Origin of the sequence: Allofournierella massiliensis, from assembly GCF_964241245.1 — a bacterium.
GTDB lineage: Bacteria > Bacillota > Clostridia > Oscillospirales > Ruminococcaceae > Allofournierella > Allofournierella massiliensis.
In genome coordinates this window covers 1-17,695 of the sequence record NZ_CAXSWZ010000029.1, presented here as the reverse complement: position 1 = coordinate 17,695, position 17,695 = coordinate 1, and the positions used below count along the sequence as shown (strand labels likewise).

Annotated in this window: 16 protein-coding genes; 11 read left to right on the top strand and 5 right to left on the bottom strand. The window is 61.5% G+C overall.

The annotated features are described in order from the left end of the window. The first annotated feature begins 146 nt into the window (after positions 1–146). The 6 genes from ACESYO_RS13410 to ACESYO_RS13385 all read left to right on the top strand — a co-directional run bounded on the left by ACESYO_RS13410 (position 147) and on the right by ACESYO_RS13385 (position 7,531). Entirely contained in the window at positions 147–2,042 is a 1,896-nt protein-coding gene (locus tag ACESYO_RS13410) for a sigma 54-interacting transcriptional regulator (RefSeq protein WP_373210436.1), read from the top strand. A gap of 262 nt (positions 2,043–2,304) precedes the next feature. Beyond that, positions 2,305–3,216 (top strand): dihydrodipicolinate synthase family protein, encoded by a 912-nt coding sequence (locus ACESYO_RS13405; RefSeq protein ID WP_373211296.1) that lies wholly within the window; start codon positions 2,305–2,307, stop codon positions 3,214–3,216. Between the two features lie 21 nt (positions 3,217–3,237). After that, on the top strand, positions 3,238–3,660 hold the full coding sequence (locus ACESYO_RS13400; protein ID WP_373210439.1) for a PPC domain-containing DNA-binding protein: 423 nt from the start codon (positions 3,238–3,240) through the stop codon (positions 3,658–3,660). 53 nt (positions 3,661–3,713) lie between these two features. Next, positions 3,714–4,595, top strand: a complete 882-nt coding sequence (gene garR / locus ACESYO_RS13395; protein WP_058963928.1) for a 2-hydroxy-3-oxopropionate reductase — start codon at positions 3,714–3,716, stop codon at positions 4,593–4,595. 31 nt (positions 4,596–4,626) lie between these two features. Beyond that, positions 4,627–5,859 (top strand): glycerate kinase type-2 family protein, encoded by a 1,233-nt coding sequence (locus tag ACESYO_RS13390; RefSeq protein WP_373210441.1) that lies wholly within the window; start codon positions 4,627–4,629, stop codon positions 5,857–5,859. A gap of 319 nt (positions 5,860–6,178) precedes the next feature. After that, complete coding sequence (locus ACESYO_RS13385) at positions 6,179–7,531, top strand: enolase C-terminal domain-like protein (RefSeq protein ID WP_276870886.1); 1,353 nt, start codon at positions 6,179–6,181, stop codon at positions 7,529–7,531. A gap of 146 nt (positions 7,532–7,677) precedes the next feature. On the opposite strand, the gene ACESYO_RS13380 is transcribed toward ACESYO_RS13385, so the two are convergent. Both ACESYO_RS13380 and ACESYO_RS13375 read right to left on the bottom strand, forming a co-directional pair. Continuing rightward, complete coding sequence (locus tag ACESYO_RS13380) at positions 7,678–8,601, bottom strand: alpha/beta hydrolase (RefSeq protein WP_058963930.1); 924 nt, start codon at positions 8,599–8,601, stop codon at positions 7,678–7,680. A gap of 27 nt (positions 8,602–8,628) precedes the next feature. Beyond that, positions 8,629–9,912, bottom strand: coding sequence for an SLC13 family permease (locus tag ACESYO_RS13375; RefSeq protein ID WP_058963931.1), 1,284 nt, complete (start codon positions 9,910–9,912; stop codon positions 8,629–8,631). A gap of 246 nt (positions 9,913–10,158) precedes the next feature. Between ACESYO_RS13375 and ACESYO_RS13370 the strand changes: the two genes are divergently transcribed. Then, on the top strand, positions 10,159–11,139 hold the full coding sequence (locus ACESYO_RS13370) for a LysR family transcriptional regulator (RefSeq protein ID WP_373210443.1): 981 nt from the start codon (positions 10,159–10,161) through the stop codon (positions 11,137–11,139). Continuing rightward, positions 11,136–11,393, top strand: a complete 258-nt coding sequence (locus ACESYO_RS13365; RefSeq protein ID WP_373210444.1) for a LysR family transcriptional regulator — start codon at positions 11,136–11,138, stop codon at positions 11,391–11,393. Before ACESYO_RS13370 ends, ACESYO_RS13365 begins: the two co-directional genes overlap by 4 nt. A 51-nt stretch (positions 11,394–11,444) precedes the next feature. Here the strand turns inward: ACESYO_RS13365 and ACESYO_RS13360 are convergent, their stop codons facing one another. The 3 genes from ACESYO_RS13360 to ACESYO_RS13350 all read right to left on the bottom strand — a co-directional run bounded on the left by ACESYO_RS13360 (position 11,445) and on the right by ACESYO_RS13350 (position 15,148). After that, on the bottom strand, positions 11,445–12,662 hold the full coding sequence (locus tag ACESYO_RS13360; RefSeq protein WP_373210445.1) for an NAD(P)-dependent oxidoreductase: 1,218 nt from the start codon (positions 12,660–12,662) through the stop codon (positions 11,445–11,447). A gap of 72 nt (positions 12,663–12,734) precedes the next feature. After that, a complete protein-coding gene (garD, locus tag ACESYO_RS13355) occupies positions 12,735–14,261 on the bottom strand; it encodes a galactarate dehydratase (protein ID WP_087182869.1) in 1,527 nt (508 codons plus the stop codon). 38 nt (positions 14,262–14,299) lie between these two features. Then, on the bottom strand, positions 14,300–15,148 hold the full coding sequence (locus tag ACESYO_RS13350; protein ID WP_373210447.1) for an aldo/keto reductase: 849 nt from the start codon (positions 15,146–15,148) through the stop codon (positions 14,300–14,302). Positions 15,149–15,467: 319 nt separating this feature from the next. On the opposite strand from ACESYO_RS13350, the gene ACESYO_RS13345 reads away from it, so the two are divergent. From ACESYO_RS13345 to add, 3 genes are all read left to right on the top strand, one after another. After that, positions 15,468–15,659 (top strand): hypothetical protein, encoded by a 192-nt coding sequence (locus tag ACESYO_RS13345; RefSeq protein ID WP_373210449.1) that lies wholly within the window; start codon positions 15,468–15,470, stop codon positions 15,657–15,659. After that, on the top strand, positions 15,653–16,531 hold the full coding sequence (locus tag ACESYO_RS13340; RefSeq protein ID WP_373210451.1) for an alpha/beta hydrolase: 879 nt from the start codon (positions 15,653–15,655) through the stop codon (positions 16,529–16,531). The genes ACESYO_RS13345 and ACESYO_RS13340 overlap by 7 nt, the downstream gene beginning before the upstream one ends. Positions 16,532–16,613: 82 nt before the next feature. Then, a complete protein-coding gene (gene add / locus ACESYO_RS13335; protein WP_373210452.1) occupies positions 16,614–17,609 on the top strand; it encodes an adenosine deaminase in 996 nt (331 codons plus the stop codon). Positions 17,610–17,695 lie beyond the last annotated feature (86 nt).

Below are 17,695 nucleotides of genomic sequence, written 5' to 3'. Positions count from 1 at the left end.
TTTTTCAGGGCGGGCCGGCAAGGCCCGCCCTTTTCCGCCTGCCGCTGGTGCGGCGGGGCGAAAGCTGGTATAATTGATTTCAGAATCCTTGCAAATTGATTGCAGGTGTATCACGCGGGCAGCGCCGCTGCCGGAAAGGGGCTGTTATGAGCCACATTGCGATTCTTCTGCCCAAGGACGATCTGGTCCTTCAGGCCAGAGAGCTGGCCAAGGGGCATTACTCCATTGCCGAGATCCGCCAGATCGAGACCGAGAACGCGGTGGAGGAGGCCCGCACCTCCATTCAGAACGGGGCGGGAATCCTGATCTGCCGTGGCCTGCAGGCGCTGCGCATCCGGGAAAATCTGAACGTGCCGGTGGTGAGCGTAAAGCTCACGGCGCAGGGCATCGGCCTGTTGCTGTGCAAGGCGAAGCGGCTCACGGTGGAGCCCCGGCCCCGGGTGGCGCTGGTGGCCGTGTGCGACATGCTGTGTGACACCAGCTGCTGCAGCATGCTGTTCGGGGTGGATCTGCAGATTTTTGCTTACCGCACCGAAGAGGAATACGAGGAGATGAACCGCAAGGCGCTGGCCAGCAAGCCGGACGTGATCATCGGCGGTGATCTGACCATGGACATGGCCCGGCAGGCGGGCTGCGCCAGCCTGTTTCTGGATTTCAGCGACGATTCCTTCAACGATGCCATCCAGAACGCCGAGACCGCCCTCATGGCCAACGAGATGAACCAGCGGGCCAACGCCCAGATCGACGCGCTTTTGAACAACACCACCAACGGCTACATTCAGGTGAACCGCACCGGCCGGGTGACCAAGAGCAACGACATCATGCTGGAAGCGCTGGAATGCAGCCGGGATGCCCTTGTCGGCCGCCCGCTGCAGGAGGTGATCCCCGGCCTGGAGAAGGACGTGATCGACAACGTGCTGGCCGGCGGCAACAGCTACTCCACCTTTCTGCACATCCGGTATCAGGCCATGGTGGCCATTCTGGCCCCCATCCGGCTGGAGGATGGCCAGGTGGACGGGGCAATCCTTTCCTGCCACAAGGTGCACCGCTCCATCCAGCTGGACCCCCGCGCCGAGGACGGCGAACTGCTGCAGGGCAACCTGACCCAGCGCACCTTCGACAATGTGCACCACCGCTCGGCCGCCATGGCAAAGGCGGTGGATCAGGCCCGGCTGTTCAGCCAGTCCAACGCGCCCATTCTGCTGGCGGGGCCGCAGGGGCTGGAGGTGAGCCTGCTGGCCCAGTGCATCCACAACAACAGCACCAACCGCACCGGCCCCTTCGTGCAGCTGAACTGCGCCAGTCTGGAGCCGGAGGATCAGATGACTGCCCTGTTCGGCACCGGCTACAAGAACAAGGATGGCGAGGTGGATCTGGGCGTATTGGGCATGGCGGAGAACGGCACTCTGCTGCTGCAGGAGGTGGACAAGCTTTCCCATACCGTGCAGTCCAACATCTATCAGGCGGTGCGTTACCACCGGGTAATCCAGAGCAATCTGGAGCGGCCGGTGCACGTGAATACCCGCATCATCGTTACCTCCGAGGGCGATCTGTACGCGCTGGCCTGCGAGGGCGCGTTCCGGATGGATCTGTACTATCTGCTGGCGGGTCTGCGCATTGATCTGCCCCCGCTGAAAAAGCGGCCGGAGGATCTGGAGGACATGCTGCAGGCCACCTTCCAGCGGCTGTGCGAGAACCTGCGCCGCTATCATGTGATCACAAACGGCGGCATGGAGCTGCTGAAAAGCCTGGACTGGCCGGGCAATATCATCCAGATCAACGCCTTTCTGGAGCGGCTGGTGCTCACCGCCCGCCACCGCAGCATCGACGAAACCGCCATCCGCAGCCTGTACGATGAGATGTTCCCCCCGCTGGCCCGCGAGGCAGGCCAGCCCGCCGCACCCCGGCAGAGCCGGGAAGGCCAGCGGATTCTGGAGGCGCTGGAGCGCAACGACGGAAACCGGGCCGTCACCGCGCAGGAGTTGGGCATCAGCACCACCACCCTGTGGCGCAAGATCAAAAAGCTGGGCATTGAGATCTGAAAAAAGCACCGCATTCCATTCACGGAGTGCGGTGCTTTTTGCTGGGAAAATGCAGGTTTCTGTTTCAGCATGAAAGAAAAATGAAACGCTTTTCGCACGCTTTTGAAAGACTGGCAAATTGCAATGAAATGCACCCCGGGGCTTTGGCTTATCCGTCAATTGTTTTGCCGGGGCGTTTTTTTATAATGGGAAGTGTCGAGAAGGAAGGCGGCGCACAGGCGACGCCCATGTGTGAAAGAAAGGATGATAGACCGTGGCTTTTGTGCCCTATGGGATCACACCCCCCATTATCACCCCTTTCCGTGAGGACGGATCGGTGGATTACGAAACCCTGGCCATGATGAGCAAGCGGCTGGTGGAAAACGGCGTGCACGGGCTGTTCCCCATGGGAACCACCGGTGAATTTTATGCAGTGAACGACGAGGAGTTCGTAAAGATCCTGACCACCGTGAAGGATGCGGTGGCCGGCATGACCACCCGCAAGGGCCGGGCGATCCAGCTGTTCGCCGGCTGCAACCACATTACCACCCGTGGTGTGATCCATCTGATCCACCTGGTGGAGCAGGTGGGCGGTTACGACGCAGTGAGCGTGCTCACCCCCATGTTCATCAGCCAGACCCAGGATGAGCTGTACACCTACTACAAGACCATTGCCGACAGCACCGACATGCCGGTGATCCTCTACAACAACAAGCCCAAGACCAACGTGACCATTGCCCCTGAAACGGTGGCCCGGCTGGCCCGGGACTGCGCCAACATCGTGGCGGTGAAGGATTCCACCGGCGACATGACCAACAGCGAGGAGTACCTGCGCCTGACCCGTGACCAGCGGGATCACTTCAACGTGCTCATGGGCCGCGACACCCTGATCTTCGCCGCTCTGATGTACGGCGCCACCGGCGCCATTGCCAGCTGCGCCAACGTGGCGCCCCGCATCACCGCCGACATCTACGACAAGTGGGAGGATGGCGATCTGGCGGGCGCGCTGGAGGCCCAGTACAAGCTGGCCCCCCTGCGCATCGCCACCAACATGGGCACCTTCCCCCAGACCATCAAGGAGGCGCTGGTGATGCAGGGCCTGCCGGTGGGCAAGTGCCTGGATCCCATTCAGGAGCTGAATGCAGACCAGAAGGCGAAGCTGCGCAAGGTGCTGGAGGACATGGACCTGCTGTAATTTGGAAAGGAGCGAGGACCGATGGAATACCGCCGCTTTCAAAACAAGGTTTTTGTGCGCATCGACCGGGGCGAGGAGATTCTGGAGCAGCTGAAAAAGCTGTGCGAAGCCGAGAAGATCACTCTGGCTGAGGTGAAGGCGCTGGGTGCGCTGAGCGAGTTCACCGTGGGCCTGTTCAACCCCGATACCAAACAATACGACAGCCACACTTACCACGAGCTGACCGAGATCACCAGCCTGTGGGGCACCGTGACCACCAGGGAGGGTAAGCACTATGCCCACCTGCATCTGAGCGCCGCCGGGCTGGACAACCGGGCGCTGGGCGGCCACATGAGCCGCGCAGTGGTGGGCGGCACCTGCGAGATGGTGCTGGACGTGGTGGACGGCACCGTGGAACGCCAGATAAGCAATGAGATCGGGCTGAACCTGTTCAAATTCTTATGATTTCCCCTGAACATTCAGAGAAACACTATACAAAAGAAACGAGGTAATTTATCATGAAAATTGGTTTGATCGGACTGGGCATCATGGGCAAGCCCATGGCAAAGAATCTTTTGAAGGCCGGCTACGAGCTGGTTGTGAACGACCGCAACCAGGCCAGCATTGACGAGGTGGTCGCCGCCGGCGCCAGCTACGCCACCCAGGCTGAGATCGGTGAGAGCTGCGACGTTGTGCTGACCATGCTGCCCAACTCCCCCCAGGTGAAGGAAGTCATGCTGGGCGACGACGGTGTGGCTGCCCACATGAAGGCCGGTTCCACCTTCATCGACATGAGCTCCATCAACCCGGTTGCCAGCAAGGAGATTGCCGCCGTGCTGGAGGCCAAGGGCATCGATATGCTGGACGCTCCCGTTTCCGGCGGTGAGCCCAAGGCCATCGACGGCACCCTGTCCTTCATGGTGGGCGGCAAGCAGGAAGTGTTCGACAAGTTCAAGGATCTGCTGGGCGCCATGGGTGCTTCCGTTGTGCGCTGCGGCGACGTGGGCGCCGGCAACACCACCAAGCTGGCCAACCAGATCATTGTTGCCTGCAACATTCAGGCTCTGGCCGAGGCTCTGACCCTGGCCCAGAAGGCCGGCGTGGATCCCGAGCTGGTGTTCCAGGCCATACGCGGCGGTCTGGCCGGCAGCACCGTCATGGAAGCCAAGGCTCCCATGATGATCGCCGGCAACGACAAGCCCGGCTTCAAGATCGACCTGCACATCAAGGACCTGAACAACGCGCTGGACTGCGCCCACACCGTTGGCTCTCCGCTGCCCATGACTGCCGCTGTGCAGGAAGTGATGCAGTGGCTGCACAACAACGGCTGCGGCCAGAACGATCACAGCGCCATTGCCAAGTATTATGAGAAGCTGACCGGCATTCAGATCGGCCGCTGATCCCATCCAGACAAAAAGTGAGGAATGTGCCATGAACAGCAGCCTGCGCAGCGATGCGAATACCATCATTGAACGGTCCATTCAGGCCGTTCTGCCGGACGAGGCGGTGCGCCGCGCCCTGAGCGGCCGGAAGTTTTCCGGCCGGGTGCTGCTGGTGGCGGCGGGCAAGGCGGCCTGGCAGATGGCCAGCGCCGCTGCCGCCCAGCTGGGCGACGGGCTTTCCGCCGGCGTGGTGGTGACCAAATACGACCATGTGAAAGGGGACATTCCCCATTGCACCTGCTATGAAGCGGGCCATCCGGTGCCGGACGAAAACTCCTTCGCCGCCACCCAGGCCGCGCTGGATCTGGTCAAAGATGCGGGCGAGGGCGACACCGTGCTGTTCCTGCTTTCCGGCGGAGGCAGCGCCCTGTTTGAAAAACCGCTGGTGAGCGGCGAGGAGCTGCAGAACATCACCGGCCAGCTGCTGGCCTGCGGGGCGGACATCGTGGAGATGAACACCTTGCGCAAGCGGCTGAGTGCGGTGAAGGGCGGGCGCTTTGCTCAGCTGTGCGCCCCGGCGAAGGTGTTCGCGGTGGTGCTCAGCGACATTCTGGGCGACCCGCTGGACATGATCGCCTCCGGCCCGGCCTGCCCGGATTCCTCCACCTGTGCTCAGGCGCTGGCGGTGGTGGAAAAATATCATCTGACCCTGAGCGACGCTGCCATGGAGTGCCTGAAGCAGGAAACCCCCAAGCAGCTGGACAATGTGGAAACCCAGATCACCGGCAGCGTGCGCCAGCTGTGCGCCGCTGCGGCCCAGGTCTGCCGCCAGCTGGGCTATGAGCCGGTGATCCTCACCGACCAGCTGTGCTGTCAGGCAAAGGAGGCGGGGAGCTTTCTTGCCTCCATCGTAAAAACCCATGCCCGTCCGGAGCATCCCATGGCCTTTATCGCCGGGGGTGAAACGGTGGTGCAGCTTACCGGCAAAGGCAGGGGCGGCCGCAATCAGGAGCTTGCCCTGGCCGCCGCCGAGGGCATTGCCGGCATGGATAACGCCGCCGTGTTCAGTGTGGGCAGCGACGGCACCGACGGCCCCACCGATGCCGCCGGCGGCTATGTGGACGGAAGCACCCGGGCCGCACTGCTGGCCGCGGGGCTCACCGTGCACGGGGTACTGGCGGAGAACGACGCCTACCATGCCCTGCAAAAAACCGACGGTCTGATTGTAACCGGCCCCACCGGCACCAATGTGAACGATGTGGCACTGGCGCTGGTGCGCTGAGCCGGGCAGACAAACCCAAACTGTTACCGAACCTCTCATTTTAATATTCTCCTTATAAAGCAGACACCGCCCGAACGCTGGATCATGTCCCCTCAGCGCCGGGCGGTGTTTGCTTTGTGTGAAAAAATGAACGATGACGCACGCCCGGTGAAGGGAAGATGAAACGAATCTGAACGGTTTGCCAAAGCGCACAGCCCGATGGGGCATATCCCGGAAGGTTTGCCGCTTGTGGTCGAACGGGGCGTGGAACTACAATAAAGGCAGAAAGAGAACGCGGCACAACAGCCGCGCAACCAGTAAGAAACCGGAGAAAAACAAAATGAACGCAACATCACCCATCATCACCAAAATGCAGGTGATCCCGGTGGCGGGCTACGACAGCATGCTCATGACCCTGAGCGGAGCGCACGCCCCCTGCTTCACCCGAAATCTGGTCATCCTGACCGACAACGCCGGCCACACCGGCATCGGCGAGATCCACGGCGGCGACTACACCTGCGAATGCCTGAACGCGGTGAAGCCTCTGGTGGAGGGCCAGCCCGTGGCCTGCTACCGTCAGGTGCTGCAGCGTATCCACAAGCTGGCCCAGCGGGCCGAAGGCGACGACGGCGAGGGCATCCAGACGCTGGACATCTCCAAGCTGAAGTTCGTGGTCAAGAGCGAGTGGGCCATCGAGTGCGCCATGATGGATCTGATGGGCCAGTTCCTGGGCGTGCCCATGTGCCAGCTGCTGGGCGAGGGCCAACAGCGCACCGAGGTGGAGATGCTGGGCTACATGTTCTATGTGTCCGACAAGAACAAGTACACCGCCCCCGGCATTCAGTATCTGGACGAGAGCAACAGCAGCGACCCCTGGTTCCGCCTGCGCCGGGAGGAGATCCTGACCCCCGAGCGGATGGTGGAGGAAGCCCAGGTGCTGCACGAGAAGTACGGCTTCAACAACTTCAAGCTCAAGGGCGGCGTGCTGCGGGGCGAAGAGGAGATGGAGGCGCTGCGGGCCATCAAGAAGGCATTCCCGGAAGCCCGCATCAACATTGACCCCAACGGCGCCTGGAGCCTGGAGGAGGCCATCCGCCTGTGCAAGGACATGCACGATGTGATCACCTATGTGGAGGATCCCTGCGGCCCCGAGGCCGGTTACTCCGGCCGCGAGATCATGCGGGAATTCAAGAACGCCACCCAGTTCCAGGTGGCCACCAACATGATCGCCACCGACTGGCGGCAGTTCTACCACACCATCAGCCTGAACGCCTGCGACATCATTCTGGCCGACCCCCACTTCTGGGGCTTCGACGGCACCATCCGCATGGCCCAGCTGCTGGAGAAGTGGGGCCTGACCTGGGGCGTGCACTCCAACAACCATTTCGACATCACGCTGGCGGCCTTCGCTCAGGTGGGTGCGGCAGCGCCCGGCGAGCCCGCCCCGCTGGACACCCACTGGATCTGGCAGGATGGCCAGAACCTGCTGCTGGATACCCCGCAGATCGTGAACGGCAAGCTGCAGGTGCCGGATGCCCCGGGCCTGGGCGTGCACCTGAACATGGAGCGGGTGATGCAGGCCAACGCGCTGTACAACAGCCTGCCCAGCCACGACCGGGACGACGCCATGGCCATGCAGTACCTGATTCCGAACTGGAAGTACGACCACAAGAAACCCTGCCTGGTGCGCTGAAGCAGCAGACGGATTTTTCCTCTTTTCTCTCGAAATGCAAAGAACGCCCCGGCTCAAAGCCGGGGCGTTCTTTGGTTTGTACACGCTTTTGCCGGAGGGTGTGAGAAAGAGAAACCGGCGCAGCGCAAAAGAGAAAAGAGGAATGCTTATTTGAGATGACGGTCGAAGAAGTCGATCATCAGCTGTTTGACCGAGGGCTGGAAGAACTCGCGGGAGCCATGGCCGGCGTGATGCAGCACATACAGCTCGGCTTTTTCCTCCAGACCGGCGTCACAGATGGCCTGATAGAAGGGCTCGCTGCTCAGCCCCAGCGGAACAATGGGGTCGTTGTCGCCGTGAAGGATCTGGATGGGGCACATGCCCGGATTGATCTTGCCGGTCACGCTGGCGGCCACCGCACGCTGCTTCATGGTGGCGGGATCACCGCCCAGCAGTGCGCCGCCGTGGGTATCCTCCACCCGGTGCCAGCGGAAGGAAGGATCGGAAAAACGTTTTTCTTCGCTTTCCATCAGCGCCAGCACATCCACCGGGCCGAACATGTCGCAGCAGGCCTGCACTCTGGAGGACTGGTCCAGATGTTCCCCCACGTCGTCGCCATCCAGATTCATGGCGGCCATGGCAGCCAGGTGGCCGCCCGCCGACCGGCCGAACACGCCAATGTGTTCGGGGTCGATCTCAAATTTCGCGGCGTTGGCCCGAAGGAAGCGGATGGCTTCCTTCACATCCCGGATCTGATCCGGGTAATGGCCCTGAGCGCTGCTGCGGTAGTAGATGGACGCCACCACATAGCCTGCGTTGGCAAACTCGGTCATCTCGCCCAGCATCAGGTTTTTGTCTGCGCCGCGCCAGCCGCCGCCGGGAATCCACACCAGAGCGGGCTTTGGGGAATGATCCTCCCGGGGATCGTCTTCGCCGATGGCGAGCTTTTGTTCGCTGTTGCCGTTTTGCAGCAGCACCGAGAGCTTCAGCTCCAGAGGGTTGCCCTCCAGATCGGTGCGGGTGGCATAGACCACGTTGTCGATGAGATTCAGGGCCTTGCGCTTATGGCCCGGGTCGATGTACTGTTTCATGTTGTTGCCTCGTATGTTTGATAAGGTTTAATTGTAGATAGGGAAGAAGAGATTCACGCCGATAATCAGCGAGATCATGAGCAGCAATACCAGAGGCAGGGTGAATTTCATCACCTTGAAGGCATTGTGATTACCAATGCCAAAGGCCATCATGGCACCGGCACAGCCGGTGGGCATTGCAATGGCGAACCAGCTGGAAACAGCCGCCACCAGAACCACGGCCTTCACATTCATGCCACCAGCCTGTGCTGTGGCTGCGGCGATGGGGCACATGAGGGCCATGGTGCCCATGTTGGAAAGGAAGTTGGTGAGGATGGTGGTGACCACACAGAACACGATAGACACAAACAAGCCACTGGGATTGGAGCCCAGAATGTTCAGTACGGTGTTGCCGATCAAATCGCCCACGCCGGTGCTGCCCAGAACCGAGGACATCACAGTCATGCCGGCGATCATCCAGACCATGTCGCTGGTGAGGGTGGAAACGGCTTCCTTAACGCTGAGAACCTTGGTGAGGATCAGGATCAGTACGCCGGCGGCGGGCAGAACATTGGTGACATCGCTGCCCAGCTGATTGGAGAACATGAAACCACCCATAACAAGGAAGAATACCAAGAAGGTGATGATTTCATCCCGTCGACTGAGGGCTTCGGTTTCCTTCACGTCCTTTACCTGGGAGTTGTCGATCTTGCCACTGGGAATCAGTTTATAGCACAGGATGCAGTAAAGGGTGCCGACAATGGCGGGCAGAATGCCAGCTTTGAAGTAATCGGTGATAGCCAGCAGATCCTCAGGACCTACCATGCCCTGATAGAAAGAGTTGATGGTGCCGGGCATGGTGGCGCCCATGCCGATGGGAATTTTGGAAGTCCAGATGGTGTTGATGCAAGCTACCGCAAACAGCATGCGGGCGGGGGAGATGGAGCTCTTTTCGTCCAGCGTCTGCACAAACAGCAGCATGATGGACAGGCAGGCGATCTGGCCCATCAGCTGGGATAGGGCGATGGTGATCACATACAGCGCAACCACCAGGAAAATGCCCTGCTTGCCCTGCAGATTGGTCATCACACCGCGCAGGCGGTGTACCAGGCTGGTCTTGCCCAGGGCAGTTGCCACCACGATCATGGTTGCCACCATGATTGTGGTGCTGTTGGAAAGACCGGAAAAGGCAGTGGAAAGGTCGCAAACACCGGTAAGCACAAAGGCCACGCAGCAGATCATTGCGGTCACACCGTAAGGGATGATGCGGGTCAGCAGCATGACGACCATGAACGCAAGAATGGCCAGAACAATAATCATTTCTATGGTCATGATGATCCTCCTGATTGTTTGGTTGAAAAACAACAGGAAAAATCGACGTTTTTCCATGGAGTGCGGCCGCAAAATTGTGCGAAATGCCTGTTGTTTTTTCTCTATATCACTATATTACAGAGAAAATGACGGACACACAATCCAGCGAAGACTATACAAATTATAAGCAAAAACTATGGATGTTCTTGCGCCTGACCATTCGCAGCGATACAATAAAGTCAGAACGGAAAACGGGAGGAAACGGGCGTGAACGTGCGAAGCATGGAGTATCTGCTGGCCATCGAAAAAACAGGCAGCCTTTCCGCCGCGGGTCGGCTGCTGAAGGTTTCGCAGCCGACCCTTACGGTGTTTGTGCAGGGGCTGGAGCAGCAGCTGGGCGCGGCGCTGTTCCGGCGGGAGGGTCGCTGCCTTGTGCCCACCGCGCAGGGCCGGGTGCTGCTGAATGCCGCCCGGGAGATCGTGGCGGTGAAGGAGCAGACCTATCAGACCATCCACCGGCTGACCCATCGTCAGAGCAGCCGCATTGTGATTGGCGCCACTCCGCTGCGGGGCTCGCTGATGGTGGCGCAGGTGTTCCCGGCTTTCAACCGGCGGTTCCCGGATGTGGAGCTGGTGATCCGGGAGGGCTACACCCGGGACATCAAGGACTGGGTGCGCCGGGGTCAGGTGGACTGTGCCCTGTCCAGCTACATCAGCGGCGAGGAAGGGTTCGAGATCATTGCAACCATGAAGGAGGAGATCGTGGCGGCGGTGCCCGGCTTTCATCCCATGGCGGCCATGGCCCGGGAGCGGGGCGACGCGCTGCCCTGTGTGGATATCCGCTGCTTTGCGGATTCTCCCTTTGTGCTCATGGCGTCAGGGAATACCGCCCGCGCGGTGTATGACCGGATCATGGAAAAGGAGGGGCTGCACCCCACCGAGGTGTTTGAGACCAACAATCTGCTGGTGCTCTGCCGCATGGTGGGGCAGGGAATGGGCGTGGCGCTGATTCCCGCCAGCTCCATGCAGAAAAATCGGGAAGATACGGTGTATTTTTCGATTTATCCCCGGTACTACATGCACCTGGGCATGCTGCTGCCGCCGGGGCGAGCAGAGCTGAGCGAGGCCCAGCGGTATCTGGCCTATCTGGTGATCCGCAGCGATATGGAGAACCCCGCCTATCAGCGTGGTCTGAACGTGCGGGCCCAGCAGATTTTGAGCGAATTTGAAGGGGAGGGAGAACCGTGAGCCTGCAAAGCGTGGAATATGTGATTGCCATTTCCGAGGAAAAGAGCCTTTCCCGGGCGGCGGAGCGGCTGCTGATCAGCCAGGCCGCCCTGAGCCAGCATGTGAAAAAGCTGGAAAAGGAGCTGGACGCCAAGCTGTTCCAGCGCCAGCACGGTCATCTGGTGCTCACCGATGCGGGCCGTGTGTATGTGAACGGGGCCCGCCGGGTGCTGGATATTTACAACCGGGCTCTTTACCAAATCTATCATATGTGAGAAAAAAGCAAAGAGCCTGCGCATTGCGCAGGCTCTTGTTGCGTATCGGGCTCAGCTCAGGCTCTGCAGGTATTCATCCATGGCGGCGGCCACGGTCTTGGAATACTTCACCGCCTCCACCACGGTGCGGGCGCCCAGCACCACGTCGCCGCTGGCAAAAATGCCCGGGCGGCTGGTGTGACCGGTCTCGTCGGTGGCCAGAAGGCCCCGTTCGGTGGTATTCAGGCCGGTGGTGGTGTTCACGATTTTGTCCTTGGGGCCCTGGCTCACTGCAATGATCACGCTGTCCGCCGGAAAGAGCGCCGGTTCGCTCAGCTGGGTTACCTGACCGTTTTCATCGAAGGATGCCTGCCGGTACTCCACGCCCTGATCGGTGATGCGCTCGCTGTGGATGCCGTAAAGAAATTCCACTCCGTCGGCCAGCGCGTAGTCCACCTCCCGCACGCTGGCGGCGGCCCTGTCGGACCGGCAGAGGATGGTCACATGTTTTGCCCCCTTGCGCAGAGCGGTGCGGGCCACGTCCATGGCCGAGTTGCCCGCGCCGATCACCGCCACATCATTGCCCAGATCATACACATCCGGATCCACCAGATAATCGATGGCAAAGTGCACGTGGCCTAGGCTCTCGCCGGGAATGCCCAGCTTTTTGGGCCGCCACACGCCGGTGCCGATGAAGATGGCCTGATAGCCGTCCCGCTGCAGATCGTCCACCGTGAGCGCCCCGCCAATGGCGGTATTGGGCCGGATCTTCACCCCCAGCTTCACCAGCTGATCCTTGTACCGGTCCAGCACCGACTTGGGCAGCCGGAAGGCGGGAATGCCGTAACGCAGCACGCCGCCGATCTTTTCCCGGCTTTCAAACAGGGTCACATCGTAGCCCTTCTGGGCCAGCAGCACCGAGATGGTGATGCCCGCGGGCCCGCTGCCGATGATGGCGACCCGCTTGCCCCGGTTGCCTTCGCGCCGGATCTGCATCCGGTCCAGATAGGTGTCCGAGATGTAGTTCTCGATGCTGGAGATGTGCACCGGGGCGCTTTTGCGGCCCAGAACACAGTGTCCCTCGCACTGCTTTTCGTGGTCGCACACCAGCGAACAGACCACGCTCAGGGGGTTGTTCTCAAACAGCATCTCGCCAGCGGCATCCAGCTGGCTGTTCAGAAACAGCTGGATCATGTCCGGAATGGGGGTGTTGATGGGGCAGCCGGTGCGGCACTGGGGCACCTTGCAGTGCAGACAGCGCCGGGCTTCGTTTACCACATGAATGGCCATATTGTGTTTCCTCCTTGCCAATGGTGAAAAAAGGGTGGAAAAGCACCCCGGCAAAAAGCCGGGGTGCGGCGGTCAGGTAATAGGAGCGGGATTGAAGATGCACAGGTCGTTGTGGAAGCCGTACTGGTCGCTGTAGGGCTGCTTTTCGCCGCTGGCCACGTCCAGAATGAAGTCGAAGATCTCCTGCCCCACCTGAGCGATGGTTGCTTCACCGGTAGCCACGCCGCCGGCGGAAATGTCGATCAGATCGAACCAGTGCTCCTTCATCTCGTTGCGGCTGCACACCTTGATCACCGGGGCCACGTCCAGCCCGTAGGGAGTGCCGCGGCCGGTCATGAACACCTGCAGGCCGATGCCGCTGGCCAGCTGGCTGGGGCCGCACACGATGTCGCTGGCGGGGGTGGCTGCGTAGATCAGACCGTGCTTTGTGGGCTTTTCCGCGGGGCTGAGCACCTCCACAATGGGGCTGGTGCCGGATTTTGCAATGGAACCCATGGCCTTTTCCACAATGTTGGCAAGGCCGCCCTTTTTGTTGCCCGGAGTGGGGTTGGCGTCCCGGTCCACGCCGCCTGCGTCCAGATAGTCATCGTACCATTTCATCTCGGCGGCCAGCTTGTCCCGGCAGGTCTTGTCCACGCAGCGGGCGGCCAGCAGGCGCACGCCGTCCCGCACTTCGGTCACCTCGCTGAACATCACGGTGGCGCCGCCCCGCACCAGCATATCGGCCGCATAGCCCGCGCTGGGGTTGGCGGTGATGCCGCTGAAGGCGTCGCTGCCGCCGCACTGCATGCCGATGAGCAGCTCGCTTAAGGGCAGCTCTTCCCGGCGGCGCTGGTCCAGCTTCTGCAGCTTTTTGTCGGCCATGTTCAGAATCGCCTGCATCATGGCGTCGTGGCCCGCCCAGTCCTGCAGGGTGAGCACGTTTTCCGGGGTGATGTCCTCGGGCGGGAGCACCCGGTCGTAGGTGAGCTTTTCGCAGCCCAGGCCCACCACCATGATCTCACCGCCGAAGTTGGGGTGACGGATCAGGTTGGTGATTGCCCGGATGGGGATTTCGGCCATGGGCGCGTTGATGGCCACGCCGCAGCCGTAGGGATGGGTCACCGCTACCACGCCGTCCACATGGGGATACCTGGGCAGCAGCTCCTTTTTGATGCGCTCCACCGCCACCTTCAGCACACCGGCGGCGCACTGCACCGTGGTCACGATGCCCAGCAGGTTGCGGGTACCGGCGGGGCCGGTTTTGTTCCGGTAGCCCATCCAGGTGGTGCGGGTGGGGGCGGGCAGCTGCTCCGCGGGCACCAGATGGGTGGCGTAGGGCATGTCGTCCAGAGTGGGGCTCTGGGGCAGGGTGAGCATGTGCTCGTTGATCCAGCTGCCCCGGGGGATGTCATCCTTTGCGTAGCCCAGCACCACACCGTAGCGCAGAATCTCGCCCCCGGCGGGAATGTGGGTCAGGGCGATCTTGTGGGCCTGGGGAATGGGCTGGAGAGTGACCAGGCCGGGGGCGGCCTCCACGCCCGCCTCCAGGTCATGCACGGCCACGGCCACGTTGTCCTGGGGCTTGATCTGAATGATTTTCGGGGATTCGGTAGGCATGTTTCATTCGCTCCTTCTGTGATCAAATTCCAGCTATCTTACACAATATCCAGCGGGGTGCGGCGGGTGGGCGCCGGGAAGGCGGCATCCAGTGCGGCCAGCTCCTCGGCGCTCAGGCGCAGTTCCAGCGCGGCGGCGTTGTCCAGCGTGTGCTCGGCCCGGCTGCTGCGGGGAATGGGGTACACCCCCGGCCGGGTGAGCAGAAAGGCCAGCAACACCTGCCAGGGCGAAACTCCGTGTGCTGCGGCGGCGTTCTGCACCGCGGCACAGCCCGCCAGATCCCGGCGCAGGCTGCCCGCCTGTGCCAGAGGGCAGTAGGCCATCATGGGCATGCCCTGCTTTTGCATCCAGGGCAGCAGATCAAATTCCACGCCCCGGCTGCCCAGATGATACAGCACCTGATCGGTGGCGCACCGGCTGCCGCCGGTCACTTCCATCAGCTCGTCCATGTCCAGCGCGTCAAAGTTGGAAACGCCCCAGGCCCGGATGCGTCCCTTTGCCTTCAGCTGCTCCATGCACTCCACCGTCTCGGCCAGAGGCACCGCGCCCCGCCAGTGCAGCAGATACAGATCCAGATAATCGGTGCCCAGCCGCCGCAGAGAGTTTTCGCAGCTCAGAAAAATGCTGCGCCGGTCCGCGTGAAAGGGGTACACCTTGGACACCAGATACAACGAGGCCCGATCCATGCCCCGGATGGCGCTGCCGATCAGATGCTCGGATGCGCCCTCGCCGTACATTTCGGCGGTGTCGATCAGGTTCATGCCTGCCTCCACGCCTGCCTGCAGCGCCTTGCGCTCCCGGGCGGCGGTGGCGGCATTCTCGCCCAGATACCAGGTGCCCTGACCGATGCGGCCCACCGCCCGGCCATTTTCCGTAATAAATTCCATGTTTGTTGTCCTTTCGTGCAGTGAAAATAGGCTGCTTTCATTGTAGCCGCCGCCGGTTGGGGTGGGCAATGGATAAACTGCACAGCTGGGCGGCGCAAAGTTGTGGAAGCTGCACAATCGTTTTGAAACCTTGCATCGGGTGTGGAAGATTCTGCAATGGGCTGAAAGAAGGCTGAGAAAGGGGTGAAACCGGTTGCAATGGCGGGGCGGATTCGCAGAAGATGCACGGTTTTCGACAGATTGTGAATGAAATGTGGAAAAGTACTCCGTGTTTTGTATAATAAAGCCGGAAAACAGCCTGCAAAAGGAGGAAACACGGATGAAACAACGAATTGCCGCACTGCTCTGTGCCTGCGGCCTGCTGCTGACCGGCTGCGGGGCACAGCAGGCGCAGCCTGCCCCCACGGCCCAGCCCTCGCCCACGGCCCAGCCCGTGATTCAGGATTATCCCTGGGAGTTTGCCTGGCAGGAGGGGGCAAGACCCCCTGTGAACGGCAGGGCACGGTGGTGACGGTGGAATACGACACTCCGGCCTATGTGGTGAACGACCTGCTGGGGAAGGACGAAACGCTGCACAAGCGGCTGCGGGTCTATCTGCCCTACGGCTACGACGAGAGCCGCCAGTACAACGTGCTGTATCTGCTCCACGGCACCAAATATCCGGGCGACGGGGAGATGGAGGAGTACTGGCTGGACCAGTGGGGCGAGCAGACCCTGCCGGTGCTGGACAACATGATCGATCAGGGCCTGTGCGAGCCGGTGATCGTGGTCACGCCCACCTACTATTCCCGGGTGGAGGGCTGCCCGCTGGGCAGTGAGCAGGTGGAGGAGCTGGCCCGGCGGCTGGATGACCGGTACATCTCCGGCCAGGGCAAGGGCGACGACCGGGAGCAGAACATCTGGCCCCAATATTTTGGTCAGGAGCTGCGGAACAGCATCATCCCGGCGGTGGAGGGCAAATTCAGCACCTACGCCGGCGGTGACACCGGCGAGGAAAGCCTGATCACCTCCCGGGAGCACCGGGCCTTCGCGGGCCTGTCCCGCGGGTCGATGACCGTCTGCCGCTCCGGCCTGACCCAGAACGCGGACATCATTGCCTGGTTCGGCTCCTATTCCGGGGCATGGCAGGAGTTCGATGCCATGAAGGAGGCGCTGGAGGGGGAGTTTGCCGCGTATCCCATCCGCTTCTGGTATAACGGCAACGGCGTGGGAGACTTTGCGCTGCCCAACCACGAGAAATTCCGGGACCTGACGCTGGAGCAGATGGGCGACCGCTTTGTGGACGGGGAGAACTACGCCTTTGTGACCCTCACCGACGGCGCCCACCGGTACGAAAGCTGGATCGCGGATCTGTATAACTCGCTGCTGGTCTTTTTCCAGTGAGGGGGGAATCTGTGGTATAATACAGAAAAACGGGCTCTGCCACACCGGCGAAAAGGAGCCCTTCGGAAAGGACGGGAGAGCCATGTATCCGGGACGGGTGGAGCTGCATCTTCACATGGACGGCGCGCTGACCGAGGCCTTCGCGCGGGAGTGCCTGAAACAGCAGGGAATCAAAGAGCCGGAGGATCTGGCCGCGGCGCTGGCCGCCCAGCCGCTGTGCGAAAATCTGGTGGATTATTTAAAATGCTTCGACATTCCGCTGCGCATTCTGCAATACGCCGAAACGCTGGAGCGGTGCGCCTTTGATCTGGTCTGCCGGCTGGCCGGGCAGGGCTATGTGTACGCCGAGCTGCGGTTTGCCCCCGCCAGCCACTGCGCAAAAGGCCTGACCCAGCAGCAGGCGGTGGAAGCGGTGCTGCGGGGAATCCGGGCCGCAAGGGTTCAGTACCCGGAAATCGGCATCGGGCTGCTGCTCTGCTTTATGGTGGGCGGCGACGCCGACCACGAGGCTACCCTGAACGCCGCCCGGCAGTATCTGGGGCAGGGCGTTGTGGGCGTGGACATGGCCGGGGCCGAGGGCATGGTGCCCATGGAGCATTACCGGCCCCTGTTTGCCCGGGCAAAGGCGGAGGGCATCCCCTTCACCATCCACGCCGGAGAGTGCGGCAGCTGGGAGAACATCCTCACCGCCCTTTCCTTCGGGGCAAGGCGCATCGGCCACGGCACCGCGGCCATCCGTTCGCCGCAGTGCGTGGAGCGCTTGCGGGAGAGCGGCGCGGTGCTGGAATGCTGCTTCACCAGCAATTTGCAGACCCGGGCAGTGGCCACCCCGGCGGAGCATCCCATCCGGGCATTCCAGCAGGCGGGGCTGCGGGTGACCGTGAACACCGACAACCCCACCGTCTCGGCCACCACACTGGCCAACGAGCACCGGGTGCTGGCGGATCAGTTCGGCTTTTCCGACGAGGAGTTTTACCGGATGGACCGCACCGCGCTGGAAGCCGCCTTTGTGGGCGAGGGGCAGCGGAAGGCCCTGCTGGCCCGGCTGGAAACGCTGTGGGCCGAGGGGCAGAGCTGAGAAAAGAAGAAAGGGGCTGTTGCAAAATAGCCTAAAATGAAAAAAATGAGATAGACTTCCCCGAAAGGGTTGCCTATCTCATTTTT

What these genes read in the sequence shown, in the direction of transcription:
- add (WP_373210452.1), top strand. Translation starts at nt 16,614, where the DNA reads ATGTATCCGGGACGGGTGGAGCTGCATCTTCACATGGACGGCGCGCTG.
- garD (WP_087182869.1), bottom strand. Translation starts at nt 14,261, where the DNA reads ATGCCTACCGAATCCCCGAAAATCATTCAGATCAAGCCCCAGGACAAC.
- ACESYO_RS13360 (WP_373210445.1), bottom strand. Translation starts at nt 12,662, where the DNA reads ATGGCCATTCATGTGGTAAACGAAGCCCGGCGCTGTCTGCACTGCAAG.
- ACESYO_RS13380 (WP_058963930.1), bottom strand. Translation starts at nt 8,601, where the DNA reads ATGAAACAGTACATCGACCCGGGCCATAAGCGCAAGGCCCTGAATCTC.
- ACESYO_RS13390 (WP_373210441.1), top strand. Translation starts at nt 4,627, where the DNA reads ATGAACAGCAGCCTGCGCAGCGATGCGAATACCATCATTGAACGGTCC.
- ACESYO_RS13385 (WP_276870886.1), top strand. Translation starts at nt 6,179, where the DNA reads ATGAACGCAACATCACCCATCATCACCAAAATGCAGGTGATCCCGGTG.
- ACESYO_RS13400 (WP_373210439.1), top strand. Translation starts at nt 3,238, where the DNA reads ATGGAATACCGCCGCTTTCAAAACAAGGTTTTTGTGCGCATCGACCGG.
- ACESYO_RS13345 (WP_373210449.1), top strand. Translation starts at nt 15,468, where the DNA reads ATGAAACAACGAATTGCCGCACTGCTCTGTGCCTGCGGCCTGCTGCTG.
- ACESYO_RS13350 (WP_373210447.1), bottom strand. Translation starts at nt 15,148, where the DNA reads ATGGAATTTATTACGGAAAATGGCCGGGCGGTGGGCCGCATCGGTCAG.
- ACESYO_RS13410 (WP_373210436.1), top strand. Translation starts at nt 147, where the DNA reads ATGAGCCACATTGCGATTCTTCTGCCCAAGGACGATCTGGTCCTTCAG.
- garR (WP_058963928.1), top strand. Translation starts at nt 3,714, where the DNA reads ATGAAAATTGGTTTGATCGGACTGGGCATCATGGGCAAGCCCATGGCA.
- ACESYO_RS13375 (WP_058963931.1), bottom strand. Translation starts at nt 9,912, where the DNA reads ATGACCATAGAAATGATTATTGTTCTGGCCATTCTTGCGTTCATGGTC.